Annotated in this window: 16 protein-coding genes and 1 pseudogene; 9 read left to right on the top strand and 8 right to left on the bottom strand. The window is 50.0% G+C overall.

Translation table 11 applies throughout. The annotated features are described in order from the left end of the window. Positions 1-102 precede the first annotated feature (102 nt). Complete coding sequence (locus ACYVEA_RS00180; protein WP_461111269.1) at positions 103-849, top strand: SDR family oxidoreductase; 747 nt, start codon at positions 103-105, stop codon at positions 847-849. Between the two features lie 143 nt (positions 850-992). On the opposite strand, the gene ACYVEA_RS00175 is transcribed toward ACYVEA_RS00180, so the two are convergent. After that, positions 993-1,106 (bottom strand): FAD-dependent monooxygenase, encoded by a 114-nt coding sequence (locus ACYVEA_RS00175; protein WP_461112929.1) that lies wholly within the window; start codon positions 1,104-1,106, stop codon positions 993-995. Positions 1,107-1,357: 251 nt separating this feature from the next. Between ACYVEA_RS00175 and ACYVEA_RS00170 the strand changes: the two are divergent. Next, positions 1,358-1,598, top strand: a pseudogene (locus ACYVEA_RS00170) (integrase core domain-containing protein); the annotation flags it as partial. A 138-nt stretch (positions 1,599-1,736) separates the two neighbouring features. On the opposite strand, the gene ACYVEA_RS00165 reads toward ACYVEA_RS00170, so the two are convergent. Then, positions 1,737-4,052, bottom strand: a complete 2,316-nt coding sequence (locus ACYVEA_RS00165; RefSeq protein WP_461111268.1) for a histidine kinase dimerization/phosphoacceptor domain -containing protein — start codon at positions 4,050-4,052, stop codon at positions 1,737-1,739. A 307-nt stretch (positions 4,053-4,359) separates the two neighbouring features. Between ACYVEA_RS00165 and ACYVEA_RS00160 the strand changes: the two genes are divergently transcribed. From ACYVEA_RS00160 to ACYVEA_RS00130, 7 genes are all read left to right on the top strand, one after another. After that, on the top strand, positions 4,360-7,551 hold the full coding sequence (locus ACYVEA_RS00160; RefSeq protein ID WP_461111267.1) for a sigma 54-interacting transcriptional regulator: 3,192 nt from the start codon (positions 4,360-4,362) through the stop codon (positions 7,549-7,551). A gap of 25 nt (positions 7,552-7,576) precedes the next feature. Next, a complete protein-coding gene (locus ACYVEA_RS00155) occupies positions 7,577-8,938 on the top strand; it encodes a sigma-54-dependent transcriptional regulator (RefSeq protein WP_461111266.1) in 1,362 nt (453 codons plus the stop codon). Between the two features lie 528 nt (positions 8,939-9,466). Further along, on the top strand, positions 9,467-10,105 hold the full coding sequence (locus tag ACYVEA_RS00150; RefSeq protein ID WP_461111265.1) for a DUF2490 domain-containing protein: 639 nt from the start codon (positions 9,467-9,469) through the stop codon (positions 10,103-10,105). Positions 10,106-10,215: 110 nt separating this feature from the next. Beyond that, positions 10,216-10,911, top strand: a complete 696-nt coding sequence (locus ACYVEA_RS00145) for a type 1 glutamine amidotransferase domain-containing protein (protein WP_461111264.1) — start codon at positions 10,216-10,218, stop codon at positions 10,909-10,911. A 106-nt stretch (positions 10,912-11,017) separates the two neighbouring features. Continuing rightward, the gene (locus tag ACYVEA_RS00140; RefSeq protein WP_461111263.1) at positions 11,018-11,341 is read left to right on the top strand and encodes a putative quinol monooxygenase; all 324 of its coding nucleotides are present in this window, start codon (positions 11,018-11,020) and stop codon (positions 11,339-11,341) included. A gap of 21 nt (positions 11,342-11,362) precedes the next feature. Next, on the top strand, positions 11,363-12,037 hold the full coding sequence (locus tag ACYVEA_RS00135) for a TMEM175 family protein (protein ID WP_461111262.1): 675 nt from the start codon (positions 11,363-11,365) through the stop codon (positions 12,035-12,037). 182 nt (positions 12,038-12,219) lie between these two features. Further along, positions 12,220-13,593: a carboxypeptidase-like regulatory domain-containing protein gene (locus tag ACYVEA_RS00130; protein WP_461111261.1), complete on the top strand. Its 1,374-nt coding sequence runs from the start codon at positions 12,220-12,222 to the stop codon at positions 13,591-13,593. A 42-nt stretch (positions 13,594-13,635) separates the two neighbouring features. Here ACYVEA_RS00130 and ACYVEA_RS00125 read toward each other — a convergent pair whose 3' ends face one another. The 6 genes from ACYVEA_RS00125 to ACYVEA_RS00100 all read right to left on the bottom strand — a co-directional run bounded on the left by ACYVEA_RS00125 (position 13,636) and on the right by ACYVEA_RS00100 (position 20,639). Beyond that, positions 13,636-14,937 (bottom strand): low temperature requirement protein A, encoded by a 1,302-nt coding sequence (locus ACYVEA_RS00125; RefSeq protein ID WP_461111260.1) that lies wholly within the window; start codon positions 14,935-14,937, stop codon positions 13,636-13,638. 62 nt (positions 14,938-14,999) lie between these two features. Beyond that, entirely contained in the window at positions 15,000-17,345 is a 2,346-nt protein-coding gene (locus ACYVEA_RS00120; protein ID WP_461111258.1) for a xanthine dehydrogenase family protein molybdopterin-binding subunit, read from the bottom strand. A 48-nt stretch (positions 17,346-17,393) separates the two neighbouring features. Next, the gene (locus ACYVEA_RS00115; protein ID WP_461111257.1) at positions 17,394-18,380 is read right to left on the bottom strand and encodes an FAD binding domain-containing protein; all 987 of its coding nucleotides are present in this window, start codon (positions 18,378-18,380) and stop codon (positions 17,394-17,396) included. A gap of 101 nt (positions 18,381-18,481) precedes the next feature. Next, positions 18,482-19,093, bottom strand: coding sequence for a (2Fe-2S)-binding protein (locus ACYVEA_RS00110; protein WP_461111256.1), 612 nt, complete (start codon positions 19,091-19,093; stop codon positions 18,482-18,484). An 81-nt stretch (positions 19,094-19,174) separates the two neighbouring features. Beyond that, entirely contained in the window at positions 19,175-19,924 is a 750-nt protein-coding gene (locus ACYVEA_RS00105) for a DJ-1/PfpI/YhbO family deglycase/protease (RefSeq protein ID WP_461111255.1), read from the bottom strand. A 46-nt stretch (positions 19,925-19,970) separates the two neighbouring features. Continuing rightward, positions 19,971-20,639, bottom strand: coding sequence for an antibiotic biosynthesis monooxygenase (locus tag ACYVEA_RS00100; protein ID WP_461111254.1), 669 nt, complete (start codon positions 20,637-20,639; stop codon positions 19,971-19,973). Positions 20,640-20,925 lie beyond the last annotated feature (286 nt).

Here is a 20,925-nt window from a genome sequence, read left to right as displayed (position 1 = left end):
TAATCAATATACTTGCATTTTGCAAGTATATAACTTTACCTTTGTTTACTTGTTATTTGCAAGCAAAGTTAATACGCAGAAAAACGTAATCAAACAAGCACGATGAAACTTACAAACAAAACCGTCCTGATTACCGGCGGTGGCTCCGGGATTGGGTATGCAACCGCCAAATTTTTGAGTGAAAACGGTAACCGGGTTATTATAGCTGGCCGTAACGCCGAAAAGATACAGGCAGCCGCTAACGAGTTAGGCATCGATTCCATCGTCTGCGACGTGACCGATGCCGATGCAGTCAAAAGCCTGGTAGCCGAACTGGAAGCCAATTACAGCGATCTGAGTGTATTGATTAACAATGCTGGTGTAGGCTACGTGTATAAATTAGGCGAAGGCGCCAACGCATTTGAGAAAGCAAAACAGGAATTTGAAACGAACTATTTTGCCCCGGTTCGACTGATAGAATCGCTCTTGCCGCTATTGAAAAAACAGCCTCAAGCCGCCATCGTCAATATTACCTCCAATGTTGCCTTCCATCCCTTAGTGGTTTTGCCAACCTATTCAGACGCTAAAACAGCCCTGCACTCGCATTCTCTGGCTTTACGTTTAACCCTGTCAACTGACACCAACATTAAACTATTCGAGGTAATGCCGTCGCTGATCAATACAGATGCCACCAAAGATATGGGTGGTGAGCAGCATGGCTTGCCACCAGTCGTGGTAGCCGAGGCTATTTATAACGGGATTCAGGAGGATCGTTATGAAATCTATGTGGGCGAAGCCGGCCGGCAACGGGCTGATTACTTGGCCAATCCCGAAGCAGCCATCGCTACGTTCAATCAGGGACTTTACTAAGTAAATGAGCATAAAGTAGGTTGAGAATAACGCCGTTCCTCATTATAGGAACGGCGTTATTAATCAATGGATGCATTAATGAATCCCCAACACTAAAGCCAATCAGCTATGCTGGGGTAACATTCACGGCGCCTAGTTGTCTATTAAAGTCCGAAAAATCCGGTATTCATGTCCAGGCCACCAGCGATGGAATGCACGTGTCCAGCGTCCCCAGCCAGGAAGATGTTTCCGTCTCGATAGCGCTCGGCCCGCCGAATATTGATGCGATAAATGGATTGCCAGGTACTCGTTGTGAACGTAACGCCTTCCAGTTAAGTACGTTCTCTGAATAGCTGAAGCTGATTGAAGCCTTCCAACGTTGGTTCCGGCGTGTTTCCATCGGGATCTGATGGCATGGCTGCCTGTAGCTGCCAGCTCGTGCTGTTTCTGAACGGGAATGAAGCAAAAGCGAGTCCCAACCGAGGGCTAAGCCAATTGTACCAGGTATCGGGTTTAAGTTCTTCAACCTCGGCCTGGTAAGCCGACTGATAACCCGTTTATTGACCGGGTCGCCGGTGCGATCGTTCAATGGCTTTTTCGGCCGGGCCGACGTAGCGGATGAATAGTTGAACGCTCACTGGTTCTTGTCGTTGGAAGATGCCAAAGATAAGGTTGAACACTGGAGACAAAAATACAATAGCTTTCGCCCCCATAGCTCGCTGGGTGGAAAGACGCCTGATGAAGTTGGAAAGGGGAAGAAAAACCAATAAATGAACGTCCGATCCTCAATCTTTGACCGGTACGCTTTTCGGGGGGACCTCAAATTTTAGGTAAAAATTGCCAACCATAATAGGTTAACCCAGACCTTTAAAATTAACTATATCCTGTATAAAGCTCTATCTCGACAACTAAGCAAATAAGGTACCTTCCTTTTTTTTGCCTTGTGCGATTTTATACTTTATAACAAGTGAAATCCTTGTTCCCTCATGATTGTCAAAATGAATCTGTGCCCCCAAATCGTCGCTTAACCCTTTTATCAGCTGAATACCTAATGAGTTTTGATGATTGTAGACTCCCTCGTTCCAGCCGATGCCATTGTCTTTAACAGTAAGGACCAGATTATCGTCCAACTGGTGAAGTTTTACGTGTATAACTCCCTTAAGGTTTCCAGGAAACGCATGCTTGAAAGCGTTCGTCACACTTTCATTAATGATCAGGGCAAGCGGAACCGCCTGCGTACTAGGCATCTTGACAGGGTCAATTTCCTGTACGATCCTGATGCGGTCTGAAGAGTCAAAACTTTCTGCCAGGAAAAGAAGGAACTCCGTTAAATAGCTCTTCATATCGACGGTGGTGATGTCGTCGGATTGATAAAGCTTTTGGTGAATCAGCGACATGGCATAAATCCGGTGCTGACTCGTTTCCAGAGCCTTCAGTGCATCACTGCCCAGGAACGAGCCCTGACTTTCAAGCAGGCAGAATATCATGTGCAAATTGTTTTTTACCCGATGATGGACTTCTTTCAGTAGCCATTCCTTCTCGTCGAGTAAGTGTTCCAGCAGCTGGTTTTTCTCCGTAATGATGGTATTCTTTTGTTCAATGGCTTGGCTGTTCCGCCTGTTCTGTTGGTATTTTGAAAAGATCAACGCCGAACTGACAGCTAAAAACAGGACGATGATAGCCGCCATACCTATATTCAGGTTGGCATTGCGAAGCCGTTCTTCCTGAATCTTTGCGTTTTGATTTAACAGTTTGATATTCTGATTTTTGATCTTGATTTCATCCTCTTTTTGCTGTGCTTCGAAGGCGATACGAAGCCGTTGTACTTCACTTTCTCGGGAACGGGTCAGATTGAAAAAGCTCATACTACTCGCGAGGCTCAATTGTTTGATTGCATCCTGATAATGCCCCGTAGCCGAATCGGTTAAGAAGGTCATATAATGGAGGTGTCTGTTTACGCTGTTATCGTGAAGGGTTTCCGGGAATTGCAGTACTTTATATAGAAAGGGCCTTGCCTTTTCAAACTGTTTGGAATCGGTATACAATTGCCCCAGGCATGCCGTAGTGCGATAAAGATGCAGACCGTGTTTTTTACTGATTGCGTATGCCCGTTTGTAGTAGACCTCACACCTTTCATATTTTTTCATACGTCGGTAAACGCAGCCCATAATCACGTTATGATAAATATGGTCGGAGATGGTTTGAGGGGGCGCGCTGGCGAGCAGCTTTTTAATTTTCCTCAAATCGTCTTTATAATTACTCGTCTTGCCATATATGTATTCCGTGTTAAAGAGGAATACCGGATCAGACAGATTGTAGCGGCCAGCCCGCTGTGAATAGTGTTTAATAGCTAACTGGATATATGACACAGCCTTGTCATGATCGTCATTATCGGTCCACATCATGGCATGATTGGCATAAATGTCGCCAGCCATACTGTAGTTTTTGGTTGTTCCCATTGCCTTAACGGCCTGTAATGAGTAAGCAAGCGCCCTTGACTGATCGCCCAGGTAGTAATTGTATTCACTCAAGGCCGCATACGTACTGGGGTAATAGACGCTGCCTGCTTTCTTTAAACGTTCGGCAATGGCGAGCAGCTCGTTTTCGGCGGTAGGGTCCTGCTGTTTGGCATGGACCAGAGCAATGAGTTGACTGCCAAGAATCTCACGGGTAACGTCATGCATGTTTGCACTCGAATCAATAACCTGTTTGGCAAGATTAATGGCTTTCGACCAGTCGTCCTGTTTAAAATCCTTGTCCGCTTCACAGTAGGCATAGGCTAATCGCAAGCGTAAATCTACGTTGAAACGACCATTGAGTTGCTCCAGCAGCTTTTCGGCCCGGTTGAACTCGTTCTTATCAATGGCTACGAGTGCCAGCAGGGTGATGGCCTGCTGCTTTAGTGCCTGACTTGGGCCAGTACCATCCGTTACGTCGACCCGGCGGGCGTACCCGGCTGCTTTATCCAGGTCTTTGTATCGCTTTAGCGGTTTGTTATAATACAGATTCGCCAGATCGATAAAAGCTTGGTTACGCGTATGAAGCGACGTGGACGGTTCCCGAACAAGAGCCTGCAATGGAGCCAGCTTATCTTCCGGAACAATCGGTAGGGGCGTATAAAATTGACTATGACCAAATTCCGGTACCAACCAGCCGATTATTACCAGGAGCGGCAGCCAACCGGGAAAAGAGCGTGAAGCAGGGAGAGAAGGTGATGTTAACATGATTACGTTGAGCTTTTTTTAAATTCAGCCGTTGGGTTTCGCAGCAGAATCTATTACAAATCTATTGATTTACAGCTACTTGTCAATTGGTTAAGCCTGGCTTTTTAGTAGTGGTTTTGCCCGTATCGGGCAATCATGATATTTCGTGATCATTTTTCGGTTTCCCGCTATATATCGTGGTAATCCGGGTTATGCATTTTGATTATCTATTGAAAATCAGATACTTATGATTTGGCTTGATTTTTACTAGCCGCTTTACAAAAAATCAGGCTTTCTGATAGCGTTCAACCGCTGAACTTACTCAACTATGGTTTTACTACGTGATGCATACTCCACGGAACGGCTCCAAAAAGTGGCTACAGAATTGCTATCCATTAAGCGTAGGGCCGATCTCATCAGACTTTTCAACACCATACTTCAATCGGAGATCGGCTATGTGCAGGCGGCTATTTATATACTGGATTCCGATACCAATCAGTTGTATAACCTGCTGCATGCAGCGGATCGGATTCAGGATTACGCCGTTTTTTCTCCGCAAATAAACCTGAAAGAACTCTCTATTGCCGAGATTCTGATGGATGACAGCCCTGATCTGTCGGGCTATAGGGAGTTCAATACAGACGTGGACAGGCACCGGTCATTCGTAGGGAAATACCTCTGTAACGCACCGGCACCGGGTTTCAGGATGCTGAGCTTTTCTTTACGGGAAAACAACGATTTCATTGGCAATCTTTTCCTGCTCTTCGAGGAGGCATCTCAGCTGCTACCGGACTTTGTGGACTGGCTAAAGTTGGTAGCCATCAACATCAATATGGTGGTCATTCATCTGCTCGCCGAAGAACGCATGGTGGCACTGGGAAAGAATGCCCAACTCGTCAACCTGTTCAACTTAAGCTGTGCGCTGACGAACGCCGGGGAGTTCACTGATCTGCACCGGATCGTTCATGAAAAGCTCTTACCGTATCTAGGCGCTGTCTCCTGTGTAGTTGTCCTACAAAACGATGGGGAGACCCGATGCTATTTGATGGTCATCAACGAATCAGAATCGATTTCACCCACCGTCACTGAAGACGTCTATGCGGAGCCATACACTGTATATACGGCGTGTTACGGAACAGCCCTGGCTGATAAGAAACTGACGCTTTACGGCCTGGACACGCTGAGTACAGTAGCGCATAAGGCGGCACATCTGCAAGCGGAACTGAGCCGAGGGATCAGACAGAAAGTCGTGTATCCACTTGATGCTGACGGCCAAAATTTCGGGTTCCTATTCTTAAATTATACGCATAATAACGCCATTACGGACCTGGATTCCCCGGCAGTTGGGCAGTTTTTACACCAGTTTGCCTGTGCCATCTTCAGGCTGATTGATCAGGAACAGGTCCGAAAGCGGATGGCCCAGCAGGAGATGATCATCCAGGCAGGCGCCCTGATCGCTTCGGTACGTAACAACGATGAACTGCTGGAAGTGATTAAAAAAAGTCTCAAAGATGTCATTGGGTTTACTCATACAAGTATGTCCGCCATCAACAGCGATCAATCGTCCGCCAGTGCCTATATGCTTGACTACCAGTCGATCAGTCGACATCATTCGGACTATTCCCGGGTAGTATCCAGTAGGTATACTCTCAACGATGGATTTATTGACAAGGTCCTGCTGAGTGATGACCCCCTGGTTTTTAACCTGGACCATCAAAGTCGTCAGCGCCCCTTACCCGATTATTTAGCTATAAATTATGATAGTGGTATCCGGCAGGTTGTGATGACCAAATTTGTCAGAGCAAATGAAGCTTTTGGCTTTTGGGTACTTTCGTTTGATCACGACCGCATGATTTCAACCAATACCCTCCGGCTGATCAGGGATATTGCCAGCCAGTTGTCGGTATCGGTTCAAAACATTATGATCAATGTAAAATACGAGCGTCGGGAAAAGGAAAGAAATCGGTTCACACAATTTAGCAACGCCATTGCCTCTATTCAGGATCGGACAAAACTGGCTAAAACCATTAAAGAGCATTTGATGGACCTTTTCAGCATAGATGACTTTCAAATCTGGTCGGTAACGCCCGATTTTCGCTATCGGTCGCCCGTCCTTTTCGATCAGGCGTCTTTACTCCTTAATCACCCTTGCTTTCAGACAGACACCGACGGTCAGTTCAAAAACGATGATGGCATCTACGATGCCTTGATTGATAAAGCTGGTGTCAGCTATTTTAGTGCGGCAGCCCTGCTATCAGCCTATCCTGATCATACTTATTTTTCACAAGAAGCCACTGCCAATCAGTTGATCGACATGGGCGGTAGTGTGCTCCGGGTTGGGAACGAAGTCATTGGTATACTTACCTTCTTTACCCAACATAGCCACCTGGTTCGCGAGAAGGAGGAACTGTTTCTCAGCATTTGTTCTCAACTTGCCACCATGGCTTCCAACATAATCACGACGGATAGGATTTCGGAGCAACTGGCAGAAATCAGGAACTACACCGAACGATTGGAGGATGAGAAAATTCACTTACTGAACGCGTTGGACTTGCCCGCCAATAAGTCCTACATGATTGGCGAGAGTGTTGGCATGCAGGCCGTTCTCAAACTGATTCAGCAGGTAGCCTACACCGAGAGCACCGTGTTGATTCTGGGGGAGACAGGTACCGGCAAGGAACTCGTTGCCCGTTCTGTCCACGACAATTCGCCCCGAAAGTCGAAGCTGATGGTGAAAGTAAATTGTGCGGCCTTGCCCGCCAACCTGGTCGAATCGGAATTGTTCGGGCACGAGAAAGGCGCTTTTACCGGTGCCCTGGAAAAAAGAATCGGGAAGTTTGAGTTGGCAAACCAGGGCACCTTGTTTTTGGATGAGATTGGTGAAATGCCCCTGGAGTTACAGACCAAGCTTCTCCGGGTCTTGCAGGAAAAAGAGATCGAACGAATTGGTGGGAAAGCGACGATCAAAGTCGATGTACGGATTATTGTGGCTACGAATCGAAACCTCGAAAAGGAAGTGGCCTTGGGAAATTTTCGGAGTGACCTGTATTACCGGATCAATATTTTCCCGATTCGTTTACCGCCTTTACGCGACCGAATTGTGGATATTCCTTTGCTAGCCAGCCACTTTATCAGCAAATACGCAACCAGAGTAGGCAAGGAGATAAAGTCGTTGACCAGCAGTGTACTTCGGGAGATGCAGCGTTACCACTGGCCCGGTAACATTCGGGAACTGGAACACCTCATCGAACGGAGTGTGTTGCTGACCAAAGGCGATACGTTAAAGATCGTGGATATTCCAAAAACGAATCCGGCGTTACAAGAGCAACAACTGTTTCCCGATAAAAAAATCACAACGCTTCATGAAAACGAACGGGCTCATATTCTGCGGATCATTAAACTGTGTAACGGTAAGATTCATGGGCAGAATGGGGCCGCCACGCTATTAGGTATTCCGCCTAGTACGCTCCATTCAAAAATGAAGAAACTGAATCTCGGAAAACAAGAAATACGTTCCTAGTGCAAGCGATCAGCCAGTAAATTTTATGCAGGACACCCTATTAATCGTTGAGGATCAATTTATTGAAGCCAACAACCTTAAACTTATTCTTTTAAAGGCTGATTACCACGTCTTGCCCATTGCCCGGTCGGTTGACGATGCGCTGGATATCATCGATAGGCAGGTGCCGGATCTTGTGTTGTTAGATATATTTTTAAAAGGGGAACGAACAGGCATCGACTTAGCCCATATTCTCAAAGCCAGGGGAATTGCTTTTGTCTACCTGTCGGCAAACTCCGATAAGAGTGTTTTCACGGCCGCCAAGATGACCGGGCCGTATGGTTTCCTGATTAAGCCGTTTCGGGAGCGCGATGTGCTTGCTATGCTGGATATCGCCTGGTACCACCATAGCCAGAAGGCCATTGTGAAAGAAAGCACCGCCAGACAGAAAAATTTAGACGTCACCACCACCCGTGATAGAGAGTTCAAAAAGATTGTGGGTAGCAGCGAGCCCATTCAGGCTGTGTTGAGGAATATCGAAACCGTTGCCGGCACGAATGTTCCCGTGTTACTACTGGGCGAGAGCGGCACCGGCAAAGAGTTGATTGCCCATTCTATCCATGAACTGTCCCAACGCCACAGTAATCGGTTTGTGGTGGTAGACTGTGCAGCCTTGCCACCAAATTTGGTTGAAGCCGAGTTGTTTGGCCACGAGAAAGGCGCCTTTACGGGGGCTATTGATAAACGCATTGGCAAGTTTGAACAGGCTAACGGTGGCACGCTCTTCCTGGATGAGATCGGTGAACTCCCCCTCGATCTGCAGGTGAAATTTCTGCGCGTATTACAGGAAATGGAGATAGAACCCATTGGTGGTAAACGAAAGAAAGTTGATATCCGGATCATCGCTGCCACAAACCGTAATCTGGAAGACGAGATGGCAAACGGAAAATTTCGGCTGGATCTCTATTACAGACTTAATGTTTTTCCCGTGCATATACCCCCACTGCGGGAGCGAAAGGCCGATATCATTCCACTGGCAACGCATTTTCTGGACGTCCAGACGGTTCGGCTTAACAAACTGATCAAGGGTTTTTCCGAGGAAGTAAAAAAAATGCTCATCGAGTACCACTGGCCCGGCAATGTACGGGAACTGGAAAACCTGATCACCCGGGCAATTCTGCTATGTCAGGGAGATGTGATTAGGGAAGTCCAACTTTCGAGCAGTCAACCGGCCAAAGGCAATGATCATGACCAGAAGGTCAAGACCATAACGGAGAACGAACGGGATCATATCCTGGCTGCCCTTCGGCAGTGCAACTGGAAAATATATGGTCCCGGTGGAGCCGCGGAGTTATTGGAAATCAATGCTTCAACGCTTAAATCAAGAATGAAAAAGCTGGGTATCTAGCTGTGCCCGGTTTATTGTAACCTGCTGCTTAAACGGTATTTCGCTGTTATCACCTTTTTGACGCTATATCGTCGTTTTTTGCAACCGTATTATGAGTATAAAATATTGATTGTCAATATTTTATACTTCTGGCATGTGATTTGATTTACTAGGAATGGGTGTGTTCGATCAGGCTGTTACGCCTGGACGGCTATGAGTGATTTCAACTCTTTCGTCAAAAACGGTTATGAAAAAGGCAATGATTCTTTCCATCGTTACCGGGGCGTTTTTACTATTTTTTTCTACTACCAGCGCGCAGACTGGCGCTACAAAAGAGTTTAAGCTACCAAGTCAACGCTGTACATAGCTTGTATCGGCAGGACTTTCGATGCCTAAAATTTTAATAAACTCTACGGGTATAATCTGTCATGATTGGCTGCCCTTGATGATACCCTATGCCATCATACGTATATAGCAAAACGTTGGAATTTTATCGGCTCTTTATTAGAATCTTGACTGACAAAACCAGTCGTAATCTGCATAGACAAGATGAAACAGCGCCTGTTCCTTTTTGTATCGCTTACAATAACCGGGGGCGTTTTTCGGGACAACAGCTGTTTGGCTCAGTCGCCGAACTCTTATGCCATATGGTTACTACCGTCGGCAAAGTACAAAACTGCCGACTCAACCATATTCGGGTTGCAACCGGGCTGGAATCCGCAGCTTGGTGTTGGCTTGCTGTATGTGCAGTCAACGGTAAAAGCTACTCATTGGCTGGATATTAATCTGGGGTACATGTTCTTGTCCCTACCAGGCCAGGAAAACAACGAATCTACCTTCCTGAACGGCATTACCCTTAAGTTTCGCGTCAGTAAGTTTCTGATTGACAACCAAAATCTCATCTGGAACCGTTTCAGGTCGATTCACGATAGTTACCACTTTGATCGAAATAGACTCCGGTTATTTTATGAACTGACCAGTCAACAGGTAAAATTCAGCCCCTATATATACGAAGAAACCTGGTTCTATTTTACCGACAAAACGATTACAAGAAATAGAACCGGGCTAGGAGCCTTAGTCACGATAAAATCGAGGGTTTCTTTCGACCTATTGTACACAAAGCAATGGGACAAAATTGACGGCAATTCGACTGTACTTTTCTTCCGATCGGCCGTGCTGCTGAATTAAGGCTTTACGCTGTCAGCCGACCGAATATTGCTTAAACCAAAAAGGCATTTTGGCAGACGTCTTTACCAAATCAGTTTAATTTTTTCATTCATATCTAACACGTAAATTTTATGAAAAAGAAAATTCTCTTCATGGTTTCCAGTGCCAGCCTCATTGGTCCTAAAAATCGGAAAACTGGCAATTTGCTCACCGAGGTGGCTCACCCCTATGAAACCTTCAAAAAACAAGGGTATGACATTGATATATTCAGTGTAAAAGGGGGGGAAGCGCCCATTGACATGGTTGAGGTAGATGACCCCATGAATGTGGCTTTTTTGACAGATGAGGGGGCGGAAAAAATGAAACATACGCAACCTATTGAGAAGGTCTCGGTAGACGATTACGATGCTGTTTTTGTTCCGGGCGGGTTAGCTCCCGTTGTGGACATGCCCGAGAATCCAACCGTTCAACGGATTTTATCGTCCATGTACGATCAGGGTAAAGTGGTTAGCGCAGTTTGTCACGGGCCGGTGTCCCTGATCAACGTTACGCTTAGCGACGGCTCGTATCTGGTTGACGGAAAACAAGTGACGGGCTTCAGTATTGCCGAAGAAGAAAACTACGCGAAGGAAGATGTTCCGTTTGAGCTGGAGGACGCCTTAAAAAAACGCGGTGGTATTTACAGCCGCGTTGACCCGTGGCAACCCTACAGCATTCGGGATGGCCGGTTGATTACCGGCCAAAACCCGGCATCAGCAACGGGTGTCGCTGAAAAAGTAATCGCTATTTTGGAATCTGCCGATGTGTTAGAACCGGCCCGGGCTTAACCAATAATCGACGATCAGCCTTCATCCAAACGATGGAGGCTGATCAATAAAAGACAGTTTGAAAGGCGATTGCCGACGAGGCTGTAACAACTAACCAGGTAAGAATATGAATACCGTTGCAATGAATACAATTGCCGAATGGCGTGCAAAAGAAGGCCAGCTTGAAACAGTGCTTCGACTGCTGGCCGAAGTGGCTATGAAAAGTAAAGAAGAGGAAGGAAATCTCTTTTATACTGTTTACCAGAGCTTTATAGAACCCAATACGCTGTATTTGATAGAGGGATACACAGATGCAACAGCGTTGGATACGCACCGTAATTCCGACTATTTTAAGCAAATTCTAGTCGGCCAGATAGTGCCCTTGCTGGAAGCCAGGACCGTAAATCAGGTAAGAGAATTGGACCTCAGGGATTTTGTATTAGGAAAGTAGGCTTGTAGCCGCGTTAAGCTAATGGACCAGTCAGACGATCAGAAAAAAGGGTTTAAAACCGACCGGATCAAAGCACTCACCGACGGCGTGTTTGGCATAGCCATGACGTTACTGGTGCTGGATGTGAAGGAATCTGCCGGTCAGGGACAGGCGTTTTGGGAACAGTTTCGGCCTATACTCGATAAGCTTTTTCCCTATATTATTAGCTTCCTCATTCTGGGTATTTATTGGACGGGGCATCACTCGCAATTTTATTTTATTAAGCATACAACCCGTATGCATCTGTGGCTCAATATAATCCTGCTCCTGTTTGTGGCCCTGATTCCTTTTTCGGCGTCCCTGCTCAGTGAAAAAAAGTTGAGTCAATTTTCCGTTTTTGTCTATGGCAGTAATTTAATTGCCGTTCTGCTGGCGTTCTATGCCCAGTGGTGGTATGCCACACACAATCATCGCCTGATCGATCCAAAGCTCGATAATCGCATTGTGGTTATTATAAAAAAAAGAATGATTATTCAGGTGGGGTTCTTTTTCGTGGCGCTGGCTGCATCGTACCTGAATACAACGGTGAGTCTGGTCCTGTTTCTGCTGGGGCAGTTGTCGTATGTCTTCCTCACCACTCAAACGCCAACGGGTGCCCCGGCAACGGTTGAGAAATCGGTTACCAGAAATCAGACCGAAAACGAAAACCCGACCTAGGAAAGCGTCTGCTGACGATCCACTTAGACCGCTTACCTAAAAGCAGGACACGTCGGGTTGTAAAATGGTTAGAAAAGAAGGCGTTGCGGCTTCATTGACATAATGACATCAGGCCGGTCAGCGTGTTGACACCTGGTCATACTGTCCCATTTAGCCACTCATCGCACGTACTGGATCGACTTATGACGAATTATACCGGTTGTCTTTTCCTGCATAAATATTCCAGCAGAATTAGTTGGTTATTTTTTCTTGCCTTTTTGATCGGTCCGGCACTCGCCACCACTAGCCTGGCGCAGACGCCTAAAGGCAGCCAAAAAACCGTAATTGCGGGTGTGGTTTCCGATGCGGTAAATGGCAGGCTGATCGATTCAGTCAGTGTTTCGGCTGGAGGGGTCACGACTCGCTCCGATGCCCAAGGCGTTTTTACCCTCGAAATCCCGGCCAAAAAATGGGCCGCGCCCAATAACAGGGTGGTGACGTTTTCCCGGAACAATTTCATGTCCATAAAACGGACCGTTTCGGCTGGTAACGGGCTTCGCATCGAGGCTAAAATGAAATCCCAGTACCCGTTGCGTAATATACTTCACTTGTTTACTGACCCCGGCATTCCGGAACGGGGTCCCCACGAAGCGCCCCCCACGCCAACCTGTGCGGATACCGCCGTCGTGCCAGACCTGATTGGGGGCCAACTAGACCGACACAACTTCATCTATATCGGCGAAAATCACCGGCGCATCTGTCTGGTTGTTGGTGGGAAACTAGTCTGGCACTACGATACCGAAAACGATTGGGAAGACGATGAAATCTGGCTGCTGTCCAACGGAAACATCCTCCATGCGCACATGAAGTACATCGAGGAAATAACCCCCCGAAAGGAAATTGTATGGCGTTATGACAGTCCCAAAGGCACCGAAATCCACACCTGCCAGCCAATTGGCGTAGATAAAGTGCTTTTTCTCCAGAATCAGAGCGATGTGGCCATTGTCAAATTATATAACAAAATCACCGGGAAATACGAGATAGAAAAAGAGCTGAAGGAGTTGGGTAAAGGCCCGCACGGTCAGTGCCGACGTTTCCGCATGACGAACAAGGGTACCTTCGTGGCGGGCACTCTAGGAAGCCACACCTTTTATGAATATGACAAAAATTTTAACCTGATCTGGACGCACGATCCAGGGTCTATGTGGGGCGGGGTACCGCTTAAGAATGGCAATTACCTTTTCCAGCGGGAAAATGCAACAACTTCAGTCGAGATAAACCGGGCGGGTGAGGTTGTCTGGCAGGCTTCCATTGCCGACATTCAGGACCAACTCAACAAGTTGGCCCCCAATGCCGGTAAAATAACCGCGACGCAGACATGCGAACGGTTATCCAATGGCAATACGGTGATGTTCACGCGCTTTTGTGATGCCCGTATACCGCAGGCAATTGAAATTACCCCCGACAAGAAGGTGGTCTGGATACTACAGGACTGGAAGCACCTGGGCGATAGTGTGTCCGCACAATTCCTGGACGAACCCGGCTACCCGGAAGTGCCCGGCGAAACAAACCATTAAACCTTCGAAAAACAGGCCGCTCAGTCTGCCTTACTCCTCAACTTATCCCTGATCTGGCAACGTAGCAACTGGTTTGTCATCGTCACGAGCCGTTGTCTCAATGGAGAATGCTAACCCTTGATTTGACGCGCTACGGGCAAAACTGGATGCCACTGCCGGAGGGGTATCGACCGGGACAAAGGCACCTAACTGGTCTGTGAGAACGAGTAGCAGGCTCGTTGCCGCGCAAAGCAGCAACAGGATCGACGGAGAGACCCACGGTGCCGCCAGTACTATACCAATCCCCACGGTTAGCCGAATGATCATTTTCTGTCTGGCACCGGGCAGAATTTGCTCCCTGGCCCACTGATTAACCATAGCCAGAAGACCGGTGATTATATAGCTGCCACCCACTCCGCACCCAATCAACCCGTTTGTGAGGGTCAAGCCGGGGGTTGGGTTTACCGCTAGTGCCAGACCAACCCCACTCAATAGCATAAGCAGCGTGAGGGGCAGATGAAGATAGATCCAGGTCCAGAACGGCCCCGTGCGTTGCTGTTCACTCAGGGCCCGTACCGGGGTGTAGTAAACATAGTCGAAGTAGGAAGCCCAGAGGCCCAGCAGAGTTATGCCCGCCAGCAGCGTTCGGCCAACGCTATCCCACCGGATACCTGCCTCATGCAGCTCCAGCACGATACCAGATGCTATCTGCGCCAGCATCAGGGTTGTAAAGGTGGCCACCCGGCCCGGCAGGTGGCGGGCATCCGGTGGGAAACGCCTTTGCAGACGTAATCCGCCCGCCACCAGGGGAGTAAGTAGCTCAATGACCAGCGCCAGTCCCCACAAATAATAACTGGTGGGCGTATGTACCAGACCCGCCCCCACCCAGCAGGCCAACGCCAGATACACACCGATCTGAATGTGACCCATAAAAGGCCGCGCAACCGGCACATAATACCGGGCACGGACGTATTTAAGGTGTAGTACAACCCGTAATCCGGAGTAGGTGCCAATAAAAAGTAAAGTTGTCTGGTCGCTCAATAAGGCGGTTTCTATGGCGGCCGCCATCACTAATAATCCCAGCAACTCCACGGCTGTGAATAGAAACTCTATCGGGTCGTTGTCCACGCTGAATCGGTTAGCATAAAACATCAATCCGTACCACAGCCACCAAACGGGCACCAGCAGTAACAGTACGTACCCTAACGTTTCCACGGTGGGTTCGGCGAGTATGCGCCTGACCAGGTGCCCAAGAATAACCACGAAGGCCAGGTCTGTCAGCAACTCTATTCGGGCAGGTATGCGCGGACCCGGCGGATCGGCGGCTCTTAGGCGAGGCACCGTCTCAGTTGAAAGCTGATTCATAAAACGTTGTTGGCATTGAGTTAAACCCGTTCGGATAAAGATGACCGGCAAACCGTATGGACTTACTTCGTTTTGCCCAACGCTTTCAGCACCTTATCCGGCGTAATGGGCAGAGAGGTTAGCCGATGACCTATGGCGTGAAAAATGGCGTTGCTCACGGCCGCGCTGGTGCCAACGATGGATACTTCACCCAGGCCTTTTACGCCCATAGCGTTGACGTACCGGTCCTCTTCGTCAATGAATGCCACGGTCATCTCGGGAATGTCCGCGTTGACGCACACATGGTAATCCGCCAGACTGGCGTTGGTGTAGCGGGCCAGGTGGGGGTCACAGACGGTGCCCTCCATCAGGGCTGCTCCAATACCAAAAATACTGCCTCCCATCACTTGAGAGCGTGCCGTTCGGGTGTTGAGGATACGCCCGGCAGCTACGACACTCACCCAGCGCGTCACGTGCACGGTGCCCAGATCGGTATCGACCTGCACCTCGCAAAAATGAGCACTGAAGGAATGCATCGAGTGGCCACCCGCGTCGTCTTTTTTGGCTTCAGGTGTGTTCAGCGTAGCTTCGGGGGACTCATAGCTGCTGCCGTAATGACCCGTGGCGACTCCCTCTACATCGTCCAGACTAATGCGCTGCATCAGGGTGGTAAAAGCTTCTCCTTTTGTCGCGTCGGTTTTCAGTTGAAGTCGGCCTTTCACAGCCTCTACATCGGCTGGCTTCGCTTTGTACACGGGCGAATGCTGGTCAGTAACAGCCACTTTGATGAGTTTCTGCCAAACGTCTTGTGCGGCCAGGAATACCGAGGATGATACCGTACCCGCAGCCCGCGACCCACCCGACATGGCCGTAGTGGGCAAGGCGCTATCGCCCAATTCGAAATGCACCTTTTCGGGAGGGATACCGAGTGAGTCGGCCGCTACCTGGGTGATAATGGTGTAGGTCCCGGTGCCCAGGTCAGTGGCACCGGCCTGTACCAGGGCGTGTCCGTCGGCAAACAGCCGTACGCGGGCGTTGCCCTGAGCGTCGTGTACTGGGTACGAGCCGGAAGCCATGCCCCAGCCCACCAGGCTATTTCCCTGGCGGGTAGCGCCGTTTTTCGGGTTTCGCTTGCTCCAGCCGAACAGTTCGGCACCCCGTTCGTAGCACTGCTTCAGGCTTTTGCTGCTCCAGGGTTTGCCGGTACCAGGATCTTTGTCGGCGTGGTTCAGCAGGCGGATGGCAATGGGGTCCAGCCCCACCTGATAAGCCAGATCATCCATGGCGCACTCCATAGCAAATGAGCCGGGGGCCTCGCCGGGACCGCGCATGTAGGTAGACGTCATAACGTTGGCCCTGGCCAGCTTCACCGAGGCTTCAAACGTTGGACAGGCGTAGAGCATGTCCACGATTTTGCTGTTCATTTCGGCGTAGTTGTCCCAGGGCGAGGTCGTTGACGTTTTTTCGTGCAACAGGGCCAGCAACTTACCCTCTTTGGTCGCGCCCACGCGCAGCGTCTGCTCCTGATCTTCGCGGTGGCCCATGCTGGTAAACATCTGCGGACGCGTCAGCACCAGCTTCACGGGTCGGCCCACGAATTTAGCGGCCTGTACTGTCAATACGGTATGTGGCCACATTGTGAGTTTGCATCCAAATCCCCCGCCGAGATACTTGTTGACCACCCGTACATTGTCGGGGGGCAGACCCAGCATCACGTACAGCGCCTTGTGCGTTGAGGCTATGGCCTGTGTAGTGTCGTACACAGTTACGCGGTCAGCGGCTTCCCAGTGGGCAATCGTAGCGCCCGGTTCCATGGGGTTGTGGTGGTTGGTGACGTGCTGGCAGGTAAGTGTCAACTGGACCGGGGCCTTGGCAAAGGCTGACTGAGCATCCCCACGCTTGGCCGGTACCTGAGCAGCCGGGCCTTCCTTGGGGGCAAATAGCTCGGCCCTAGTATCCCGATAGGAGGCCACCAGCTGCTCAGCCACAATGGACACCTTGAGCAGCGCGGCCGCGTGCTGGGCATGCTCCAGCGTATCGGCAATGACAATGGCTACTGGCTGTCCGGCGTAAAAAATCTGGTCGGACAGCATGGGTGTAAAGCTCATCTGCATAGCCAGTGCAATCTTCTTTTTTCCTTCGGGCGTGGCAGGTGTCTGCGACAGCGGTGGCATATTCAGGTGCGTCAATATACCCAGTACACCCGGAAGCCGTTTGGCCTCGCTGTCGTCGAAACCGGTAATGCGCCCCTTGGCGACGTCGCTGGTTTTGAACACAGCATGGACTAAGCCCGGTAGCTGGTTGTATTCAGCCGAGTAGGTGGCCGCTCCCATTACTTTGGCCCGTCCATCGATACGAACCATAGGTTTTCCCACAATGTCTGATGAAGACCGCTGATTAGCGAAAGTGGGGTTTTCAGTAAGATCCATAATACGTAAGAAGTAAAAAGTAAGTAGCTGACACGGGGCAAGACCCGTCTAGGCGTTTGCCACTGTTTGGAGCGCACGGACCAGCGTATTTTGTGCTAGGTCTACTTTAAAGGCATTTTCGCTGCGCGGTTTGGCTGTCCGGAGTGCGGCCGCAGCAGCGGCCTGAAAGGTAGCCAGGCTGGCGGGGGCTCCCGTTAGCACCTGCTCGGCTGCGGGGCTTCGCCAGGGCTGAGCACCTACTCCTCCCAGGGCTACACGAGCCGAGCGAATGGTGCCATCCTGTACATCGAGCCCCACGGCAGCCGACGCCAGAGCGTAGGCATAGCTGGTCCGCTCGCGTACTTTCAGGTAGGTCGAATGCTGGGCGTGGTTGGCCACCGGAATGACAACGGCGATAATTAGTTCTCCTGCTTCCAGTACATGTTCACGATGCGGTGTATCGCCGGGAAGCAGGTAGAACTCGTTGATGGGCACACGGCGCTGCTGGCCTTTTTGATTTTGCAGAATCAGCACGGCATCGAAGGCCAGCAGCGCCACGGCCAGATCGCCGGGGTAGCTGGTCGTAATACAGCTTTCACTGGTGCCTAGAATGGCCATATTGTGGTTGTCGCCGGTAAGGGCAGGGCAGCCGGTGCCAGGTTGGCGTTTATTACAGGGAAAAGCCGGGTCGCGGAAGTACCCGCAGCGGGTACGTTGCAGCAAATTGCCGCCGATGCTGGCCATGTTGCGCAGTTGTGCAGAAGCCGCTAGTAGCAATGACTGCGATACGGCCGGAAACTGGCTGACGACAAGCGGGTTTTCGCCTACGGCATTCATCCGCTCCATGGCCCCTATGCGCAGCCCGTCCTGGGTTTGCTCCACCCCCGTAAAGGGCAGGCTATTGATATCGATCAACAGCGGAGGGCTGGCCAGATTGGCCTTCATCAAATCGAGCAGCGTAGTCGCCCCGGCCAGATACACGGCCTGTGGCTGACCGTTTATCAGGGCCGTAGCGTCTCTAGCCGTACCCGCTTTCGCATACTGAAAATCATTCATGGGTAGCTATCGTTAAAGATGACACGTAACGAACTCAAAGAGAATACGGGGCACTTACCCGAAATGGTCCGGGACGACTGGATGGAGTTAAGTGCCATGCCTTATTGAACAGAGACTACTTCCCGTATGGCAGCCAGGATATTGGCATACGCTCCGCAACGGCAGATATTCCCGCTCATCCACTCCCGACACTGGTGATCGGACGTAGCATGGCCTTCCCGTATACAGGCTACTGCGCTCATAATCTGCCCGGGTGTACAGTACCCGCACTGAAAGCCATCGTGCTTGAGGAAAGCTTCCTGCACAGGATGTAGCCGGGCCGTCGCACTGTCCTCACCTTTTGCCAGACCTTCGATGGTGGTGATGTCTTTACCCTGCTGCATGATCGCCAGCGTGAGGCAAGAGGTGATGCGTTCGCCATTAACGTGGACGGTACAAGCCCCGCACTGGCCATGATCACAGCCTTTTTTGGTGCCGGTCAGGTGCAGGTATTCGCGCAGTGCATCGAGCAACGTCGTACGCGGCTCTGCCCGAAGCTGGTATACTCGTCCATTAATGCGTAAAGTCAGGTCCGTAGCGCCTTGCACTACCGACGAACTGGGTGCTATGTAATCTGCTTGATTCATGGGTGCCAGCGTCAGTCCAACCAAACCGGTGGTGTGTTTAAGAAAAGTGCGCCGTGAGCTGTTGCCCGGGGACCATTCAGATGCCATAGCGGTAGGAACATGGATGAAATAATAAGAAAGAAACAGAAAGGCCCTCACTCCATCACAGGAGGAGTGAAGGGGCCAGTATCACTTTGCGTTCTTGTTTTCCGTTAGCCACTCGGCGACGGCCCGGGAGAAATCAGCTACATCGATGGGGTGGCGGCTCGTGATCAGGTTTCCGTCAATCACCACGGACTGGTCCACTACCTGCCCGCCCGCGTTGATCATATCGGTGTGAATGTTCCAGTAGCCTGTCAGCTTCCTGCCTTTCAGGATGTCGGCCGTAGCCAGCACGACCGGCGCATGGCAGATGGCCGCCACCAGTTTGCCTGACTGGTTGAAAGCCTGAATAAAGGCAATGACATCCTTGTCAAGGCGCAGGTTATCCGGGTTCCAGGCCCCGCCGGGAATGAATATAGCGTCGTAGTCATCTACCTGGATTTCATCGACCCGCCGATCCACTTTAACCCAGCCCACCGGTTGCAAATACTGAATAGCCATGATGTGATCCTTGGCCATTTCCGGCATAGTTAGCCCAAAACGGGCAGGGGCTGGGTTCGCCTTCAGGGATACGACGTCGACCTGGGCACCTAGAGCACGGAAGTACCATACGGGTCCGAGCAGTTCAATCTCTTCGAAGCCATCGGCGGCAATGACGGCGATTTTCTGACCAGCCAACTGCTGATCATCATCGATTGGGTCGAAGAAAAACTGACGTAGCCCTTCGTTTCCGGGAGCGGTGAGCAGATGGGCAACGGGCATGGCCGGCACTGCGGGGGCGCTGCTCAGTTGTTGCAGCACCTCCAGTTCATGGGTGTTATTTTGTTGAGTAAGCATATAGTAATTGATTTTAAAATGGATACAGACCTGATAAATTGGGACGCTACTCCCGGCTCATAGGAGCGAACAATGTTAACTTGTGCAGCCCCTTCTCGAAGGGCGGGTTCGTGATGGATGTATGGAGAAAATCAAGAATTGGCCCGACCGGTGGAAACTTTAGGTGAGTCTGAAGAGCCTCCGCATTGCGGAATTTCTCGTAGGTGAGAAACCTGGTTTCGGCTCCATCCAGTTGGGTAAGCTGGTAAGTAATCACGCCCGCTTCACTGCGGATTGCAGGCATGGCAGCATGGTATCGTTTCCTGAACTCATCCTGCGTTCCTGGCTTGGCGTCGACGAATAGCATCACCGTCATCGGGTCATCGTCGGGGTTAGGTCGCTTCAGCCAGTCCTGCCTGGAGAGGGGTTCCAGATCCGTCACCGAGAGCTTTTCGGCAGGTTCGGTCAGCCCTTCTTTTGCGAGCTGGTCAATATCGTTGGCCTGATTGCCTGCTTGCAGCACAGCCAGTGCCTGCTGATGTTCCCACCGCTCGATCAACCACAGTATAGCGGGGTTGTCGATTTCGCTGTAGGCTTCCGCCATCACATTGCCTTCAGTCTTCAGCGCCTGGCGTACATAGGTGCTCAGCGCCTGTCGCATATGATTTTGATAGTCTGGTTTAACTGAATAGGTCGTCAACTGAACAACCGGGCTATCGACTTCCTGAGGTAGCATTTCAGTTTGTGATTAAGTGACAAAAAGAAAAACGCGTCAATAAAAAGCCACTATAGTTATGGCCACTCTATTCGGGTTAGGAGAAACACCCGATGTTTAGCCAATCACCAGATCCGTTGTCAATAGACTATCTCTAGCTACCCACGAACGTCTGTCGAGGGAGTTTCAAAACGTATGCCAACTTTGTAATTTTCTGTATATCAATATGTTATAGCTTTTTTGTATAGTAAGAAAACGACGATATATCGTTGAAAAGACCGAAACAGCGATGTACCGTTCAAGCACA

The organism is Spirosoma jeollabukense (assembly GCF_054777855.1).
This window is presented reverse-complemented; position numbering and strand designations above follow the sequence as displayed.